12 protein-coding genes and 2 pseudogenes are annotated in these 16,894 nt (G+C 71.1%); 8 read left to right on the top strand and 6 right to left on the bottom strand.

Annotation, left to right across the window (positions count from 1 at the left end; translation table 11 throughout):
* Nucleotides 1-32: 32 nt before the first annotated feature.
* The 5 genes and pseudogenes from ACIPEK_RS01965 to ACIPEK_RS01945 all read right to left on the bottom strand — a co-directional run.
* Nucleotides 33-215, bottom strand: a pseudogene (locus ACIPEK_RS01965) (LysR substrate-binding domain-containing protein); the annotation flags it as partial.
* 183 nt (nucleotides 216-398) lie between these two features.
* Nucleotides 399-1,127, bottom strand: a pseudogene (locus ACIPEK_RS01960) (LysR family transcriptional regulator); the annotation flags it as partial.
* 104 nt (nucleotides 1,128-1,231) lie between these two features.
* Entirely contained in the window at nucleotides 1,232-1,462 is a 231-nt protein-coding gene (locus tag ACIPEK_RS01955) for a hypothetical protein (protein WP_383756108.1), read from the bottom strand.
* Between the two features lie 56 nt (nucleotides 1,463-1,518).
* Complete coding sequence (gene malQ, locus ACIPEK_RS01950) at nucleotides 1,519-3,777, bottom strand: 4-alpha-glucanotransferase (RefSeq protein WP_401989658.1); 2,259 nt, start codon at nucleotides 3,775-3,777, stop codon at nucleotides 1,519-1,521.
* Nucleotides 3,778-4,050 (bottom strand): hypothetical protein, encoded by a 273-nt coding sequence (locus ACIPEK_RS01945; protein WP_401989657.1) that lies wholly within the window; start codon nucleotides 4,048-4,050, stop codon nucleotides 3,778-3,780.
* A gap of 513 nt (nucleotides 4,051-4,563) precedes the next feature.
* Here ACIPEK_RS01945 and ACIPEK_RS01940 point away from each other — a divergent pair.
* Entirely contained in the window at nucleotides 4,564-7,602 is a 3,039-nt protein-coding gene (locus tag ACIPEK_RS01940; protein ID WP_401989656.1) for a beta-N-acetylglucosaminidase domain-containing protein, read from the top strand.
* Nucleotides 7,603-7,675: 73 nt separating this feature from the next.
* On the opposite strand, the gene ACIPEK_RS01935 is transcribed toward ACIPEK_RS01940, so the two are convergent.
* Nucleotides 7,676-8,212 carry an HNH endonuclease gene (locus tag ACIPEK_RS01935; protein ID WP_018552807.1) on the bottom strand — a complete coding sequence of 179 codons (537 nt, stop codon included), beginning with the start codon at nucleotides 8,210-8,212 and terminating at the stop codon, nucleotides 7,676-7,678.
* A 329-nt stretch (nucleotides 8,213-8,541) separates the two neighbouring features.
* On the opposite strand from ACIPEK_RS01935, the gene ACIPEK_RS01930 reads away from it, so the two are divergent.
* The 7 genes from ACIPEK_RS01930 to ACIPEK_RS01900 all read left to right on the top strand — a co-directional run bounded on the left by ACIPEK_RS01930 (nucleotide 8,542) and on the right by ACIPEK_RS01900 (nucleotide 16,591).
* Nucleotides 8,542-9,606: a mechanosensitive ion channel family protein gene (locus tag ACIPEK_RS01930; RefSeq protein ID WP_401989655.1), complete on the top strand. Its 1,065-nt coding sequence runs from the start codon at nucleotides 8,542-8,544 to the stop codon at nucleotides 9,604-9,606.
* A gap of 274 nt (nucleotides 9,607-9,880) precedes the next feature.
* Complete coding sequence (locus tag ACIPEK_RS01925) at nucleotides 9,881-11,104, top strand: ROK family transcriptional regulator (RefSeq protein WP_401989654.1); 1,224 nt, start codon at nucleotides 9,881-9,883, stop codon at nucleotides 11,102-11,104.
* Between the two features lie 62 nt (nucleotides 11,105-11,166).
* Nucleotides 11,167-12,504: an ABC transporter substrate-binding protein gene (locus tag ACIPEK_RS01920; RefSeq protein WP_401989653.1), complete on the top strand. Its 1,338-nt coding sequence runs from the start codon at nucleotides 11,167-11,169 to the stop codon at nucleotides 12,502-12,504.
* A 7-nt stretch (nucleotides 12,505-12,511) separates the two neighbouring features.
* Complete coding sequence (locus ACIPEK_RS01915; RefSeq protein WP_401989652.1) at nucleotides 12,512-13,453, top strand: carbohydrate ABC transporter permease; 942 nt, start codon at nucleotides 12,512-12,514, stop codon at nucleotides 13,451-13,453.
* 1 nt (nucleotide 13,454) lies between these two features.
* The gene (locus ACIPEK_RS01910; RefSeq protein WP_329838480.1) at nucleotides 13,455-14,357 is read left to right on the top strand and encodes a carbohydrate ABC transporter permease; all 903 of its coding nucleotides are present in this window, start codon (nucleotides 13,455-13,457) and stop codon (nucleotides 14,355-14,357) included.
* A 3-nt stretch (nucleotides 14,358-14,360) separates the two neighbouring features.
* Nucleotides 14,361-15,626: a 6-phospho-beta-glucosidase gene (locus ACIPEK_RS01905; RefSeq protein WP_401989651.1), complete on the top strand. Its 1,266-nt coding sequence runs from the start codon at nucleotides 14,361-14,363 to the stop codon at nucleotides 15,624-15,626.
* The gene (locus tag ACIPEK_RS01900) at nucleotides 15,617-16,591 is read left to right on the top strand and encodes an N-acetylglucosamine kinase (protein WP_383072787.1); all 975 of its coding nucleotides are present in this window, start codon (nucleotides 15,617-15,619) and stop codon (nucleotides 16,589-16,591) included. The genes ACIPEK_RS01905 and ACIPEK_RS01900 overlap by 10 nt, the downstream gene beginning before the upstream one ends.
* The last annotated feature ends 303 nt before the right edge of the window (nucleotides 16,592-16,894 follow it).

Below are 16,894 nucleotides of genomic sequence, written 5' to 3'. Positions count from 1 at the left end.
CCGGCGGCCGGGCTCACGGCGCGGGCAGATGAAGTGAACGATGAGGCTGCTTCGGTGAGCGCCGCGAGGACCCTGGCCACCGCCGGGCCCCGTTCAGCCCCCTGTCGTACCGCCGCCACCACATGGCGTCGCGGCTGGTCGGCTTCGAGTGCGCGCATCACCACGCCGCCCCGGCTGTGCCGTTCCGCCGACGCCATGCGCGAAATCAGGGCAACCGTTCCTAGCCAGTGTGCATGAGTGAGTCCTGGACCCACCGATGTGTACTGGGCGCATCCCGAACGGGGGTCACCCATTCGGCCCCAGAACTTCCGCTCCCGCCCCGCGAACCCCCGCCGACAGAACTCACTCACGCTCACTGCAACGCACTTCGACGCAGCAAACCGACAGCAGCTCACAACCCCCATGCCCGCCTCGACCATGGCCAGGATCGCCGTCCAGCCGGAGGCGCTGTGCGCCTGGTCGGGCACGAATCCGGCGGCCTCGCACGCGGCCGTCGTGATCTGCGACCAGGGGCCGGAGCCGCCGAAGATCCAGGGGTCGCCGGAGAGATCCGCCAGACGAAGGGCGGGCGCCGCGGCGAGGCCGTGGTCCGCGGGCAGGGCCACGTCCAGCAGGTCCGCCAGCAGGGGCAGCACCGCGAACCGGGGGTCGCGGGCCGTCGGGGCGTGCGCGGCCAGGGACAGGGCGAGGTCCACGTCACCGGCGGCCAGGAGTTCGTACGCCTGCGCGGCCTCCGCCTCCCGCACCCGTACGTCCGGCCCCGGGCGCTCTTCGGCACGCAGCCGCTGGATCGCCGGTACGACGAGGGCGGGCACCGCCGTGGAGAACGCCGCGATCCGTACCTCGCCGGCCTCGCCGCGCAGATAGCCGGTCAGTTCGGCTTCGGCGCGCTCCAGTTGGGCGAAGACGGCCTCGGCGTGGCGCAGCACGAGGTGCGCCGCGTCGGTGAGGCGGACCCGTCGGCCCTGGGCCTCCAGGAGCGGTACGCCGAGCTGTCCGGACAGGTTGGACAGCTGCTGCGAGACCGCGGACGGAGTCATCAGCAGGGCCTGTGCGGTCGCGGTGACCGTGCCCCGGTCGCGCAGGGTACGGAGGATGCGGAGCTTCTTGACGCCCCACTCGATCATGGCCGCAACCTACCCGGGGTCCGGACCGGGCATCCGGGTCCGGACATGCGTGTGCGCCGCACGGTACGGGGGTACCTGCGGCGCACTCGGGAAGAGTGTGGGTGCTAGGCCGGCTTCTTGGACTTGTCGAAGATCATGACCAGGCCCGCGATGACCACGAACAGGGCGATAGGGGCCACGACGTACAGACCGATGGTCTCCATCACGCTCAGGCCCGGACCGGGATCGTCACCGGCGTCGCGGGTGAGCGCGAGCGCGGGGGACGACATGAGCAGCATCATCAGCGTCGTTCCGGCCGCGACGGCGCCGGCGCGCATAGCGTTCTTCTTGTCCACGGTGCAAACGTAGCGAACGCCCGGGACGGGCGCGCGCCCGGGGGTGCCGTACGGGGTCACGGGCGGCATTCCGGGTGGATTTCCGAGTGGGGATCCGGGTGGGTTCCCGGGCGGATCCCGCGAGGTCCGAAGATCTCCATCAGCCGGTGCAGGCGGGGTGCGGCGGCCAGCTCCTCCAGGGTGACCGGGTGGCCCTCCGCGTCGGCGACGGGCAGTCGCCAGTTGGGGTACTGGTCCCAGGTGCCGGGGAGGTTCTGCGGGCGGCGGTCGCCCAGTGTGTCGGGCAGCCAGACTCCGACCATGCGGGCGGGGGTGCGCAGCAGGAAGCGGTGTAGTGCGCGGACGGCGCCCTCCTCGTCGGCCTCCCCCTCGGGGAGCAGGCCGAGCCGGGCGAGATGTCCCAGCCACTCGGCGGTGTCGGTCGCGTCCGCGGTCAGCTCCTCGGCGAGGCTGCGGGTGAGCAGGCCGAGGCGGTGGCGCAGTGCCACATGGTCGCCGGTCAGCCGGGCGGCGGTGGACGGCAGATCGTGCGTGGTGACGGTGGCCAGGCAGCCCTCGCGCCACTCCTCGGGGGCCAGCGGGCGGCCGGTGCCCGCCCAGTCCCGTTCGAACCAGAGCACGGATGTGCCGAGCACGCCGCGCCGGGCCAGTGCCTCGCGTACGCCCGGCTCGACGGTGCCGAGGTCCTCCCCCATGACGGCCGCGCCGGCCCGGTGCGCCTCCAGGACGAGGACGGCGAGCATCGCCTCGGCGTCGTGGCTGACGTAGGTGCCCTCGGTGGGCGGGCACCCCTCGGGCACCCACCAGAGCCGGAACAGGCCCATGACGTGATCGATGCGCAGGGCTCCCGCGTGGGCGAGGAGTCCGCGCAGCAGTCCTCGGTACGGGGCGTAGCCGGACGCGGCGAGGACATCGGGGCGCCAGGGCGGCAGGCCCCAGTCCTGGCCGCGCGCGTTGAAGGCGTCCGGAGGCGCGCCGACGGACATGCCGTGTGCGAAGGCGTCCTGCTGGGCCCAGGCGTCGGCGCCGCCGGGGTGCACACCGACGGCGAGGTCGTGGACGATGCCGACGGCCATTTCGGCGTCCAGGGCGGCGCGCTGGGCCGCGGCGAGCTGGCTGTCGGTCAGCCAGGCGAGCCGGCAGTGGAAATCGACCCGGTCCAGCAGTGCGCGGCGGGCGCGGGCGGTCTCCTTGGAGCGGGGGTCGCGGAGCGCGGCCGGCCAGGTGTGCCAGTCGGAGCCGTGCACCTCGGCGAGGGCGCACCACAGGGCATGGTCCTCCAGGGCCTGCCCCTGCTCGGCCAGGAAGTCGCAGTACGCGGCGCGGCGGCCCGGGGCGAGGGGCACCTTCGTCACGAGTTCGAGAGCCTGGCGCTTGAGTTCCCAGACGGCGTCCCGGTCGATCAGGGCGCCCTTGTTCAGCACGGTGTCGCTGAGCGTCGCCGCGTCCTGCCGCAGATCGTCGAGGGTGCCCCGGTCCGGCACGTGTCCGTACTCGGGGATGGACTCGATGTGCAGATGGACGGGGTCGGGGAAGCGCCGTGACGACGGGCGGTACGGGGACGGGTCGGTGGGGTTGCCGAGCACGGCGGCGTGGAGCGGGTTCACCTGGACGAATCCGGCGCCGAAGGTCCGCCCGGACCAGGCGGCGAGGTCGGCGAGGTCCCCGAGGTCGCCCATGCCCCAGGAGCGGGCGGAGAGCAGGGAGTAGAGCTGGACGAGGAAGCCGTGGCAGCGTGCGGGCGGCTGCGGCACCCGGGGCGGGGCGACAACGAGCGTGCCGGTCGCGCTCCGGCCGCCCGGAGCGCGTACCGCCAACCGGTGCACCCCGAGCGGCGGTTGGACCCACCAGGCGGGGGTCGGGGGCACGCCCGTCGAGGTGTCGCCTCCCGCGCCTTCAGCCGCGCCCGTTCCGCTCTTCCCGCCCGCACCCGTGCGCGCGTCGGCGGCGCCCCGTCGCGAAACGGCCGGATCCGGCCGGCCGGCCGGAATGTGCATCCTTGGGGGCGAGGGCGATCCGCCGTCCTCCCCTCGATCGAGTCCGATGTCCAGCGAAGTGCCGGGCGGCAGGGCGGTCAGGGCCAAGGGCAGTGGCTCCCCGGTCCACACCACCAGCGTCGGCGGCAGCAGCCGGGACCGGGCCGAGGAATCGGCGGCGGCGAGCGATTCCCGTACCGCTTCGGGCGTGGCGGCGTCCACACCGAGCGCGGCGAGCACGGCGATGACGGTGTCGTCGGGAACGGACACCGTGACATCGGCGGACGGGGAATAGGAGGTGGCGACGCCGTGCAGTGCGGCGAGCCGGGACAAGCCCATTCAGACTCCTGGGAACTCCATGCCCCACGCGCCGCCGGAGGCGGCCGGCTCGCTGGTCAGCGGGGCGTTGACGGCGAGCGGGGCTTCGCTGGTCAGTGGCGTGGCGTCGGCGAGCGGCGGCTCGCTGGTGAGAGGTATCGCATCGGCGAGCGGCGGCTCGCTCGTCAGCGGACCGGGGCCGGGCCCGGCGGCCGGGACCACACCGGGCCGCGGGGCGGGACCGGGTTCCTGTTTGGAGAGGGTGGAGAGCAGAAGCTGTGCGGCAGCGGGCATGGTGGCCTCCCGGCCGTGGAGGAACAGGACACAGCAGACCTACCCAGCGGGCTCGACCGCAGACGTAGGCGTTACCACAACGACTTCAACGTGCTCTGGGTCACATTCCGTTCCCTGGAGGCCGGTTCTCCGTAAGACCGACCGGCACATGGGGGGTGGGAGAAGGAGCGGGGCTTTGTGCGTGCAGCTGCAAGGCGGAGGAGGGAGGCGACGCGAAGGGGGTCCCCCCATGCCTTCAGGGCCCTTCAGGGCTATGGGGGAGTTGTCGACCGACGACAACGCCGCAGGTGTGCGTGCCCAGCCCCGCGCCGCCGCCCCCATGTGCCGGCCGGTCTGAGTTGTCCACTGTTTTCGGCCATTCGACGTCATCCTTGGCGTCGCCCGTCAACACCCGACCGCCCCTCACCCCACCCGCCGCATAGGGCATTTACGGCACAACAGCCACCCGCATTGACACCCTCGCGCGCGGGTGGTGGGCTCGGAGCCCACCGGTGGGAGCGAAGGAGAAGAGCGATGTGGCTCAGGCGCAGAAAGCAGGCAACGGCCGTCGCGGTCGCCGTGCTCGGCGGGCTGCTCTCCGCCGGGACGCCGGCTGCCGTCGCGGCCCCTTCGGCGCCCGGCTCCCCCGCCGCCGCCACCTCCGACCGCACGGACGACGGCACGCTGCCCGCCGTATGGCCGCGGCCCCAGTCCATCAAGGCGTCCGGTCCCTCCGTACCGCTCTTTGCCGAGGTCACCCTCGCGGTCGGCGCGCACGCGGATCCGTACGCCGTCGACGCACTCCGGCAGATCCTGCGGGACACGGGCGTGCGGACCGTCCACGAGGCGCTGCCGGGCCGCGGACCCGTCATCCGGCTCGGCGGCGACGGCGCCCAGGACGCCCTGCGCACGCTGCACGCCCCCGACCGCGGCGATCTGCCGTCCGGTGGCTACCGGATCGCGGTGGGCCGGGTCGCGGGCCGGGACACCGTCGCCATGGACGGCGTCGGCGAGGACGGCCTCTTCCACGGCGTACAGACACTGCGTCAGCTGATCCGGGACGGGAGCGTCGCCGGGGTCACCGTCAGGGACTGGCCGGGCAGCGCCGTACGCGGGACGACCGAGGGCTTCTACGGGCAGCCGTGGACCCGTGCGGAACGGTTGGCGCAGATCGGCTTCATGGGGCGTACGAAGCAGAACAGGTATCTGTACGCGGCGGGCGACGACCCGTACCGGCAGGCCCGTTGGCGCGACCCGTACCCCGCCGACCGGCGCGCCGACTTCCGGGCGCTGGCCGAGCGGGCCCGCGCCGAGCATGTGACGCTCGGCTGGGCCGTCGCCCCCGGCCAGGCCATGTGCATGTCGTCGGACAACGATGTGAAGGCGCTGACGAAGAAGCTCGACGCGATGTGGGCGCTGGGCGTGCGGGTCTTCCAGCTGCAGTTCCAGGACGTCAGCTACAGCGAGTGGCACTGCGACAGCGACGCCGACACCTTCGGCAGCGGGCCCGAGGCGGCGGCCAGGGCGCAGGCGCGGGTGGCGAGCAAGGTGGCGCGGCATCTCGCGGACCGCTACCCGGACGCGGAGCCGCTGTCGGTCATGCCGACGGAGTTCTACCAGGACGGGTCGACCGACTACCGCAGGGCGCTCGCCGAGGAGCTGGACGACCGGGTCCAGATCGCCTGGACCGGCGTCGGGGTCGTACCGAGGACCATCACGGGCGGGGAACTGGCCGGTGCCCGCGCCACGTTCCGGCATCCGCTGGTCACGATGGACAACTACCCGGTCAACGACTACGCGCAGGACCGCATCTTCCTCGGCCCGTACACCGGCCGGGACCCGGCGGTGGCGATGGGTTCCGCGGCACTGCTCGCCAATGCCATGGAGCAGCCGTCCGCGTCCCGCATACCGCTGTTCACCGCCGCCGACTTCGCCTGGAACCCGAAGGGTTACCGGCCGCAGGAGTCCTGGCAGGCGGCGATCGACGATCTGGCGGGCGGCGACGCCCGTACCAGGGACGCGTTGCGCGCGCTGGCCGGGAACAGTGCGACGTCCGTGCTGGGCGGAGACGAGTCGGCGTATCTGCAGCCGCTGCTGGCCGCCTTCTGGCACTCCCGTACGACGACCGACGCCACGGCGCAGGCCGATGCGGCGCGCAGGCTGCGGGCGGCGTTCACCGTGATGCGGGAGGCCCCGCAGCGACTGAAGGGGCCGGCCGACGGGCGCCTGGACGGCGAAGTACGGCCGTGGACGGAGCAGTTGTCCCGGTACGGCCGGGCGGGCGAGCTGGCCGTCGATCTGCTGCAGGCCCAGTCGCGCGGTGACGGCGCTGCCGCGTGGCAGGCTTCGCTGGCGCTGGAGCCGGTGCGCAAGGCCGCGAAGGCGAGCGGTGCGACGGTCGGCAAGGGCGTCCTCGGCCCGTTCCTGGACCGGGTGCGCGGGGAGGCGGACGCCTGGACGGGCGCGGACCGCGACGCCGGTACGGTGACCGAGGCCCTGGGCAGCCATACGGTCCGGCTGAACCGGTCCCGCCCGGTGGAGACCGTGACGGCGATGACGGTACCCGGCAGCGGCGCGGTGGCCGGTGCGACCCTGGAGGCCCATGTGCCCGGCGAGGGCTGGCGCAGCCTCGGCCCGGTGTCGGCCACCGGCTGGACCCAGACGCCGGCCAGGGGGCTGCGGGCCGACGCGATCCGGATCAGCTGGCCCACCGGCGGTCCGTCGACACCGCCGGTCATCACGGGCACGATGCCGCCGATCGTCCCGGGAAACCGGATGGGAAGCAGCATCGGAACCGGTGCCTCCGGGAGTACGCGGGGCCGGGTTCCGCAGGTGCGCGCGCTCGTGCCGTGGTTCGGCGACGAGCCCGCCGCCCGGCTCGATCTCGTACGCGGCGAGACGGACGCCGAGATCGGCGGCGGGCCACAGCGGGTCGAGGCGCGGCTGGCCGCCCGGCGCCCTGCCGAGGTGCGGGGCGCGCTCACCGCGAAGGCGCCCGGGGGCATCGAGGTGCGCGTCCCGAAGCAGACGAGGGTGCCGCGCGGTTCCCGTACCGACGTCCCCGTCGAGATCACCGTCCCGGCGGGCACCCCGGCCGGCGAGTACGAGGTGCCGATCGGCTTCGGCGAGGAACGCAGCACGCTGACGGTCCGGGCGTACCCGCGCACCGCGGGCACCGACCTGGTGCGCACCGCCGCCGTCTCCTCGTCCGGCGACGAGACCCCGGACTTCCCCGCGACGGCCGCCTCCGACGGCGATCCGGAGACCCGCTGGTCCTCGCCGGCCGAGGACGGTGCCTGGTGGCAGGCGGAACTGCCGCAGCCGGCCCGGGTCGGCCAGGTGGTGCTGCAGTGGCAGGACGCGTACGCCTCCCGCTACCGCATCCAGGTCTCCGCGGACGGCCGCAGCTGGCGCACGGCGGCGACCGTGCGGGACGGCAAGGGCGGGCGCGAGTCGGTCCGGATGGACGCGAAGGACACCCGCTTCATCAGGGTGCAGGGCGATGCCCGGGCCACCGAGTTCGGATACTCGCTCTGGTCGGTTCAGGTGTACGCCGTCGCCGCAACGGAGTAACGCCCCGGTCGCACGCGGCTGTCGTCCCCGAAGACCCCCGTCCGGCCCCGGGGACGACAAAGGCCCGGATCTCTCAGGCGGAGATGCCGTCGATCCGGGCCATCGCGTCGTCCGCGCCGAACGGTTGCAAGTACGGCAACCAGCGCGGGTCGCGGTGTCCCGTGCCGATGATGCGCCAGGCGAGACCCGTCGGCGGGGCGGGCTGCTGGTGCAGCCGCCAGCCGAGCTCCGGCAGGTGCCGGTCCGCCTTGACGTGGTTGCAGCGGCGGCAGGCCGCCACCACGTTGTCCCAGGCATGCTGTCCGCCGCGGCTGCGCGGAATGACATGGTCGACGCTGGTCGCGGCGGCGCCGCAGTACATGCAGCGGCCCCCGTCCCTGGCGAACAGCGCCCTGCGGGTCAGCGGTACGGGCCCCCGGTAGGGAACCCGTACGAACCGCTTCAGGCGGACGACGCTGGGGGCCGGGACGGCCCGGGTGGCACTGTGCATGAAGGCGCCGGACTCCTCAAGACAGATGGCCTTGTTTTCGAGCACGAGGACGAGCGCGCGGCGGAGCGGTACGACGCCGAGCGGCTCGTACGACGCGTTGAGAACCAGGACATGCGGCACGGTGGATGCCTCCTTGTACGCCGGCGGCGCGTGGCTCGCGCCGGGACGATCCGATCTCAGTCTCTACTCACGCCTGGTCAAAGCGCCACCACGTGCGGGTAACGGGCCGGGAGGATTTTTCGCCGCTCCCCGCTTCCCGCACCGTCGCCGCACGCCGGAACAGGTGCTTCGGGGCCTCTGCCGCAGCGGCCGCGCCCCGATGTGCGATCGGCCACACGCCGCCTGCGCTCTCCTCGCGAGAGGCGCCCTCCCCCCGATCGCGGCAACGGAACACTCCCGATACCCCGTTAGTGTGGTTGGTCCGCCGTCGTCCATCTGGAGGTTCCACCGTGTTCCCGTCCGCCCTGTTGGCCGCAGCTCCGTCGCCCGGGCCCGGTGGCTCGCTGGACGAGGCCGCCGAGCAGGCCGGCAACGCCGCGAGCTGGGTGGAGGAGAACTGGTCCACCTGGCTGAGCATCGGTCTGCGCATCGTGCTCATCGCCGCGATCGCGATCGTGTTGCGCATCGCGGTCCGCCGTGCTCTCACCAAGCTCATCGACCGGATGAACCGCAGCGCCCAAGCGGTGGAGGGCACCACGCTGGGCGGGCTGCTGGTCAACACCGAACGCCGCCGTCAGCGCTCCGAGGCGATCGGTTCCGTACTCCGGTCGGTCGCGTCGTTCCTGATCCTCGGCACGGCCGCCCTGATGATCCTGGGCGCGTTCCAGATCAATCTGGCCCCGCTGCTGGCCTCCGCCGGTGTGGCCGGTGTGGCGCTCGGTTTCGGTGCGCGCAACCTGGTCACCGACTTCCTCTCCGGTGTCTTCATGATCCTTGAGGACCAGTACGGCGTCGGCGACACCGTCGATGCGGGCGTCGCCTCCGGCGAGGTCATCGAGGTCGGCCTGCGGGTCACCAAGCTGCGCGGCGACAACGGTGAGATCTGGTACGTCCGCAACGGCGAGGTGAAGCGGATCGGCAACCTCAGCCAGGGCTGGTCGACGGCCGGTGTCGATGTGACGGTGCGCCCCACGGAGGACCTGGACAAGGTCCGTACGGTGATCTCCGAGGCCGCCGCGGCGATGGCCAAGGAGGACCCGTGGAACGAGCGGCTGTGGGGCCCCGTGGAGATCCTGGGCCTGGACTCCGTGCTGCTGGACTCGATGACGGTCCGGGTGACCGCGAAGACGATGCCGGGCAAGGCGCTGGGCGTGGAGCGCGAGCTGCGCTGGCGGATCAAGCAGTCCTTCGACGAGGCCGGAATCCGCATGGTCGGCGGCGTCCCGGCCCAGGGGGACGAGCCCTCGTCGGCCGACCCGACGGCTGCCATGGCCGCTCCCTCGGCGTACGCGTCGGCCACCTCTCCGCAGTCCCTGGCCACGACACCGATCACGCCGCCGAACATGTCGAAGTAGAACTCGGCCGAAGCCGGACCCGGCCGTACGAGTGAGGGGCGTCCCGCAGGCTCTGCGGGACGCCCCTCACTCGTGAGCAAGTCGGTGTGACCTCAACTCGGTTCTTCAACAACCTGGTTGGGAATGCACAACCAAGGACCCACACGTTCCAAAAGCGCCCCAGGTAACGCTTTGGTTGCCACCGGGGCACTTCCCATTGACGGTCCGGTGACGTGCGCATACCGTCCTCTCACCGAATAGGAAACTTTCCTAACAGAGGGCAGGTGCAGTGCTCATGGCCGGAACCACACCGGGTACCCCCCGCGTTCTGCGGGCCATGAACGACCGGGCCGCCCTCGATCTGATGCTGGAGCACGGGCCCCTCTCCCGGACCAGGATCGGGAAGCTGACGGGGCTCTCCAAGCCCACCGCGTCGCAGCTGCTGGCGCGACTGGAGGCCGCCGGGCTGGTCGTCGCCACCGGGACCGTGGCGGGGCGGCCGGGGCCCAATGCCCAGCTGTACTCGGTGAACGCGCGGGCCGCCCATGTCGCGGGGCTGGATGTGAACGCCCGCCGGATCGTCGCCGCCGTCGCCGATGTGACCGGTGAGACGGTCGGCGAGTTCGAGCTGCGCACCCCGGGGCGGCGCGCCGACTGCGTGGTGCGCCAGGTGGCGGATGCGCTGGACGGGGCGGTCAAGGACGCGGGGCTCACCCGCTCCGATGTGCACCGGGTCGTCATCGGCACCCCGGGCGCCTTCGATCCCGGCACCGGGCGGCTGCGGTACGCCTCGCACCTGCCGGGCTGGCACTCCCCCACGCTGCTGGAGGAGCTGGCCGCCTTCCTGCCGATGCCGGTGGAATACGAGAACGACGTGAACCTGGTCGCGGTGGCCGAGCAGCGGGCGGGCGCGGCGCGCGGGCACGAGGACTTCGTCCTGCTGTGGAACGAGGAGGGGCTCGGTGCCGCCCTCGTCATCAACGGACGGCTGCACCGCGGCTTCACCGGTGGCGCGGGCGAGGTCGGTTTCCTGCCGGTGCCGGGCGCCCCGCTGGTCCGTCAGGTCACCAAGGTGAACGCGGGCGGCTTCCAGGAGCTGGCGGGTGCGCAGGTGCTGTCCCGGCTGGGCCGGAAGCTCGGCATCGACGACGAGCTGATCCGCGCCGCCGGTACCCACCACGAGGTCGCCGCACGGCTGCTCGCCCGCGCCGCCGAGGCCGCGGAGGCGGGCGAGGACGGCCCGTACCCCCGGCTCCTCGATCTCTTCGCCACCGGCCTCGCGACCGGCCTCGCCTCCATGATCGCCGTGCTCGACCCGGAAGTCGTCGTGCTGTCCGGCGAGGTGATCGCGGCCGGCGGGGAGCCGCTGCGCTGCCGGGTGGCGTCCGAGCTCACCGAACTGGCGGCCTCCCGGCCCCGGCTGATCGCCGGGGAAGTGAAGCACCGCCCCGTACTGCGCGGCGCGCTGGAGAGCGCCCTCGCCACCACCCGTGACGAGGTCTTCGACACGTCCCGCTGATCCTTCTCGGCCCGCCCTCTTCCCTCCGTACCCCCGCCCCCATCCTTCACCGGGAGACCGCCATGTCCGGAAACCGCCGGAAGACGGCCGCCGCGTTCGCCGCGACCGCCGCCATATCTCTGCTCGCCTCGGCCTGTACGGGCCAGAGCAACTCCGGTGCCAGTGATGACCCGTCCAAGGAGACGACCATCACGTTCTGGCACGGCTGGATCTCCCCGAACGAGGTCAAGGGAATCCAGGCGACGGTGGACGCCTTCCAGAAGGCGCACCCCAACATCCATGTGAAGGTCGTCGGCAACATGACCGACGACAAGGTCAACCAGGCACTGCGGGCGGGCGGTTCGAACGCCCCGGACGTCGTCTCGTCGTTCACCACGAACAATGTCGGCAAGTTCTGTTCGTCGAAGGCGTTCATCGACCTCAACCCCTTCCTGAAGAAGGACGGGATCGACCCGGACAAGACCTTCCCGAAGGCGATGAACGAGTACACCCAGTTCGACGGGGTGCGCTGCACCGTGCCGCTGCTCGGTGACGCGTACGGCCTCTACTACAACAAGGACGCCTTCGAGAAGGCCGGGATCACGAGGCCGCCGAGGACCTGGTCGGAGCTGGCCGAGGACGCCAAGAAGCTGACGAAGACCAAGGGCGACTCGTACGAGCGGCTCGGTTTCATGCCGAACTACCACGGCTACGAGACGACGACCGAGCACTACCTCGGCGCCTGGGACCCGAAGTACTTCGACGCGGACGGCAAGTCGAACATCGCCAAGGACCCGTCGTTCGCCGCCATGCTCACGACCCAGAAGAAGCTGGTCGACGACCTGGGCGGCTACGAGAAGCTGGAGAAGTACCGCACGTCCTTCGGTGACGAGTGGGGGGCCAAGCACCCGTTCCACACCGGCCAGGTGGCGATGCAGCTGGACGGCGAGTGGCGGCTCGGGATGGCCGAGGAGACCAAGCCGAAGTTCGAGATCGGCGTCGCCCCGATGCCCGTCGCCGACGACCAGGCCGATACCTGGGGCAAGGGCTATCTGACCGGCACCATCGCCGGGATCGCCGCCACCTCGAAGAAGCAGAACGCGGCCTGGGAGCTGGTGAAGTTCATGACGACCGACACCGACGCCGTGGTGAACTTCGCCAACGCCATCCACAACGTGCCGTCCACCCTGGTGGCGCTGAAGTCGCCCAAGCTGAAGTACGACCCGCGGTTCAAGACCTTCCTGGACATCGCCGCGAACCCGAACAGCACCACCACCCCGCCCTCGGTGAACGGCGGCGCGTACCTGGTGTCCCTGCAGAACCTCGGATTCGACATCGAGAAGGGCAGGCAGAAGGACGTCAAGGCGGGCCTGGAGAACACCGCCAAGGAAATCGACGCGGCGATCGCACAGGCGAAGTAGAACCGCGATGACCACCTACACACTCCGTTCGAAGCGCCGCCGGTCGGCGCTGCGGACCGCGGCCTTCATGTCGCCGTGGCTGATCGGGTTCTGCGTCTTCTTCGCCTATCCGCTGATCTCCACCGTCTACTTCTCCTTCACCGACTACGACGGTTTCTCGGCCCCCGTGTTCAGCGGGCTGAAGAACTGGTCCTTCGTCTTCAACGACTACCCGCTGTTCTGGCCGGCGCTGCGCAACACGCTCTGGCTGGTCGTGGTCATGGTCACCTGCCGGGTGGTGTTCGGCCTCGGTGTCGGCCTGCTGATCACCCGGATCAAGACGGGCGCCGGGGTCTTCCGCACCCTGTTCTACCTGCCGTACCTGGCCCCGCCGGTCGCGGCGACGCTCGGCTTCGTCTTCCTGCTCAACCCCGGGACCGGGCCGGTCAATTCGATCCTCGGCGAGCTGGGGCTCCCCACGCCCGGCTGGTTCACCGACGCCGCCTGGTCCAAGCCGGCCCTGACCGCGCTCGCGGTGTGGGGGGTGGGCGACCTGATGGTGATCTTCATGGCCGCCCTGCTGGACGTACCGAAGGAACAGTACGAGGCGGCGGAGCTGGACGGGGCGACCTCGTTCCAGCGGTTCCGCTTCGTCACCCTGCCGAACATCTCGCCGATCATCATGTTCGCGGTGGTCACCGGGATCATCCAGACGATGCAGTACTACACCCAGCCATTCGTGGCCGGGAAGGTCGCCTCGGGTGTGATGGGCGGCTCCGGGCAGCAGTTCGAACCGGGCTATCCCGACAAGTCGACACTGACGCTTCCGCAGGTCGTCTACAACCTCGGTTTCCAGCGCTTCGACTACGGCTCCGCCTGCGTGGTCGCGCTCGTTCTCTTCGTACTCGCCATGGCGTTCACCGCACTGCTGATGCGACGCCGCAGCGGACTGATCCAGGCAGGTGAGTGACGTGGCGCAGGTACTCGACGCCGTCAAGGAAGCCGACCCCGCGACCGGCCCGGTCACCCCGGCCGAACGCAGGGCGCGCCGCAAGTCGCTGCTGAACTGGATCGCCGTGCACTCGCTCGGGGTCGCCGCCGCGCTCTTCTTCGTGCTGCCGTTCGTCTTCCTGGTGCTCACCTCGCTGATGAACGGCCAGCAGGCGCTGACCCGCGATCTGTGGCCGCACCCCTTCGAGTGGAGCAACTACCAGCGGGTGTTCGACACCGACGGCTTTCTGACCTGGTGGAAGAACACCTTGCTGTACGCGGGGCTCGGCACCGTCCTCACGGTCGTCTCCTCGCTGCCCGTGGCGTACGCGCTCGCCAAGTTCCGCTTCCGCGGCCGGCATCTGTCGCTGATGCTGGTCATCTCGATGATGATGCTGCCGCCGCAGGTCGTCGTCATCCCGATGTACCTGTTCTGGGCGAAGCAGCTGGACCTGTCCGGCACGCTCTGGCCGCTGATCATCCCGATGGCCTTCGGCGACGCGTTCTCCATCTTCCTGCTGCGGCAGTTCCTGCTGACCATCCCGAACGAGTACCTCGACGCGGCGAAGGTCGACGGCTGCGGCGAGCTGCGCACCCTGCTCAAGGTCGTCGTGCCGATGGCCAAGCCGGGCATCGCCGCCGTCGCCCTCTTCCAGTTCTTCTACGCCTGGAACGACTACTTCGGCCCGCAGATCTACGCCTCGGAGAACCCGGCCGCCTGGACGCTCAGCTACGGCCTGGAGTCCTTCAAGAGCGCACACCACACCGACTGGAACCTGACCATGGCCGCGACCGTACTGGTCATGGCCCCCGTGATCCTCGTCTTCTTCTTCGCCCAGAAGGCGTTCGTCGAGGGCGTCACACTGACCGGAGTAAAGGGCTGACCTATGAAGCTGGCAGTAGTTGGTGGCGGGTCCACCTACACACCTGAACTGATCGACGGATTCGCCCGGCTGCGGGACACGCTGCCCGTCGAGGAGCTCGTGCTCGTCGACCCGGCGGCCGACCGCCTCGAACTCGTCGGCGGCCTCGCCCGGCGGATCTTCGCCAAGCAGAGCCACCCGGGGAGGATCGTCACCACCTCGGACCTCGACGCGGGTGTCGCCGACGCCGACGCGGTCCTGCTCCAGCTGCGCGTCGGCGGCCAGGCCGCACGCAACCAGGACGAGACCTGGCCGCTGGAGTGCGGCTGCATCGGCCAGGAGACCACCGGGGCCGGCGGCCTCGCCAAGGCACTGCGCACCGTCCCGGTCGTCCTGGACATCGCCGAGCGGGTCCGCCGTACCAACCCGAACGCCTGGATCATCGACTTCACCAACCCGGTCGGCATCGTCACCCGGGCGCTGCTCCAGGCCGGGCACAAGGCCGTCGGCCTGTGCAACGTGGCGATCGGCTTCCAGCGCAAGTTCGCCAGGCTCCTCGATGTCACGCCCGGTGAGGTGCACCTCGACCATGTCGGGCTCAACCACCTGACCTGGGAGCTCGGTGTCCGCCTCGGCGGCCCGGACGGCGAGAACGTCCTGCCGAAGCTGCTCGCCGAACACGGCGACACGATCGCTGACGACCTGCGCATGCCCCGGGCGATCGTCGACCGGCTCGGCGTCGTCCCCTCCTACTACCTGCGTTACTTCTACGCGCACGACGAGGTCGTACGGGAGCTCGGCACCAAGCCGTCCCGGGCGGCCGAGGTCGCCGCGATGGAGAGGGAACTCCTCGCCATGTACGGCGACCCGGCGCTGGACGAGAAGCCCGCGCTGCTCGCCAAGCGCGGCGGCGCCTTCTACTCGGAGGCGGCGGTCGACCTGGCGTCCTCGCTGCTCGGCTCGGGCGGCACCCCGGTGCAGGTGGTCAACACGTACAACAGGGGCACGCTGCCGTTCCTGCCGGACGACGCGGTGATCGAGGTGCAGGCGAGGGTCGACGGGACGGGCGCCACACCGCTCGCCGTACCGGAGCTGGACCCGCTGTACGCCGGTCTGATCGCCAACGTGACGGCGTACGAGGATCTCGCCCTGGAGGCGGCGCTTCGTGGAGGAAGGGACCGGGTGTTCAAGGCGCTGCTGGCGCACCCGTTGATCGGCCAGTTCGAGTACGCCGAGGCGCTCACCGACAAGCTGATCGCGCACAACCGGGAGCACCTGGCGTGGGCGTGAACGCTTCGGTCCTCGCGATCGATGCGGGGAACAGCAAGACCGATGTGGCACTGATCGGTGAGGACGGAACGGTGCTGTCGGCTGCTCGCGGCGGTGGCTTCCAGCCGCCGGTCGTGGGGATCGAGACGGCCGTGGACGTTCTCGGTGCGGCCGTCGGCCGGGCGCTGGAGCTGTCCGGCGAACCGGTGGACTCCGTCGCACATGTGTCGGCCTGTCTCGCCAACGCCGATCTTCCGGTGGAGGAGGAGCAGCTGGCGGCGGCGCTGCGCGCCCGTGGCTGGGGATCCACGGTCGAGGTGCGCAACGACACCTTCGCGATTCTGCGTGCGGGGGTGGACGAGCCGCGGGGTGTGGCCGTCGTCTGCGGTGCGGGGATCAACTGTGTCGGCATGGTGCCGGACGGGCGGACCGCGCGCTTCCCCGCCATAGGCCGGATATCCGGTGACTGGGGCGGCGGTTCGGGGCTGGCCGAGGAGGCGATGTGGTTCGCCTCGCGGGCCGAGGACGGCCGCGGTGAGCCGACCGAGCTGGCCCGCGCGCTGCCCGGACACTTCGGGCTCGACTCGATGTACGCGCTGATCGAGGCGCTGCATCTGGGCCGGGTCGAGTTCGAGCGCAGGCACGAGCTGACTCCGGTGCTCTTCGCGACCGCGGCGGCCGGGGACCCGGTGGCGGGTGCGCTGGTGGACCGGCTGGCGGAGGAGGTCGTCGCGATGGCGTCGGTCGCGCTGACCCGGCTCGGTCTGCTGGCGGAGGAGGCGCCGGTGGTGCTGGGCGGCGGGGTGCTGGCGGCCCAGCACCCGCAGCTGGACGACAGGATCGCCGAACTCCTCGCGGTACGTGCCCCGAAGGCGGTGGTCCGGGTGGTGACGGAGCCTCCGGTCCTGGGGGCCGCGCTGCTCGGCCTGGATCACACGGGGGCGGCTGCCGGGGTGCACGAGAGGTTGCGTGCACAGTACAGCTGAGACGGTTTTCCGCCTCAAGGGGCGTCCTGCGGCATTTCGCGTCGCAGGACGCCCCTTGCGCACGGGAACCGTTCAGTTGTCCCGGACGTGTTCATGAGTGGGGAGATCGGTCCGCTTCGGGGATTGGTCCGCCGATCGGCTTGATCGGCGGCTCAGGCCTTGATCGAATGCGTGTGACTGCCATCCGTGGACCGGTGCAGGATCCAGGCGTTCCTGGTGTGGATGTCGGTCCCTGCGGCCATACTTCTGGCCGGGTACCAGTCCTCCGATCGGCCGGGGGGCAGGGCCACCGTCAGTGACCGA

It is taken from the genome of Streptomyces sp. NPDC088246 (assembly GCF_044741025.1).
Taxonomy (GTDB): domain Bacteria; phylum Actinomycetota; class Actinomycetes; order Streptomycetales; family Streptomycetaceae; genus Streptomyces.
The sequence above is the reverse complement of the archived record's forward strand: the minus strand, read 5'-3'. Positions and strand labels throughout refer to the sequence as shown.

What these genes read in the sequence shown, in the direction of transcription:
- ACIPEK_RS01915 (WP_401989652.1), top strand. Translation starts at nt 12,512, where the DNA reads ATGACCACCTACACACTCCGTTCGAAGCGCCGCCGGTCGGCGCTGCGG.
- malQ (WP_401989658.1), bottom strand. Translation starts at nt 3,777, where the DNA reads ATGGGCTTGTCCCGGCTCGCCGCACTGCACGGCGTCGCCACCTCCTAT.
- ACIPEK_RS01945 (WP_401989657.1), bottom strand. Translation starts at nt 4,050, where the DNA reads ATGCCCGCTGCCGCACAGCTTCTGCTCTCCACCCTCTCCAAACAGGAA.
- ACIPEK_RS01940 (WP_401989656.1), top strand. Translation starts at nt 4,564, where the DNA reads ATGTGGCTCAGGCGCAGAAAGCAGGCAACGGCCGTCGCGGTCGCCGTG.
- ACIPEK_RS01925 (WP_401989654.1), top strand. Translation starts at nt 9,881, where the DNA reads ATGGCCGGAACCACACCGGGTACCCCCCGCGTTCTGCGGGCCATGAAC.
- ACIPEK_RS01905 (WP_401989651.1), top strand. Translation starts at nt 14,361, where the DNA reads ATGAAGCTGGCAGTAGTTGGTGGCGGGTCCACCTACACACCTGAACTG.
- ACIPEK_RS01920 (WP_401989653.1), top strand. Translation starts at nt 11,167, where the DNA reads ATGTCCGGAAACCGCCGGAAGACGGCCGCCGCGTTCGCCGCGACCGCC.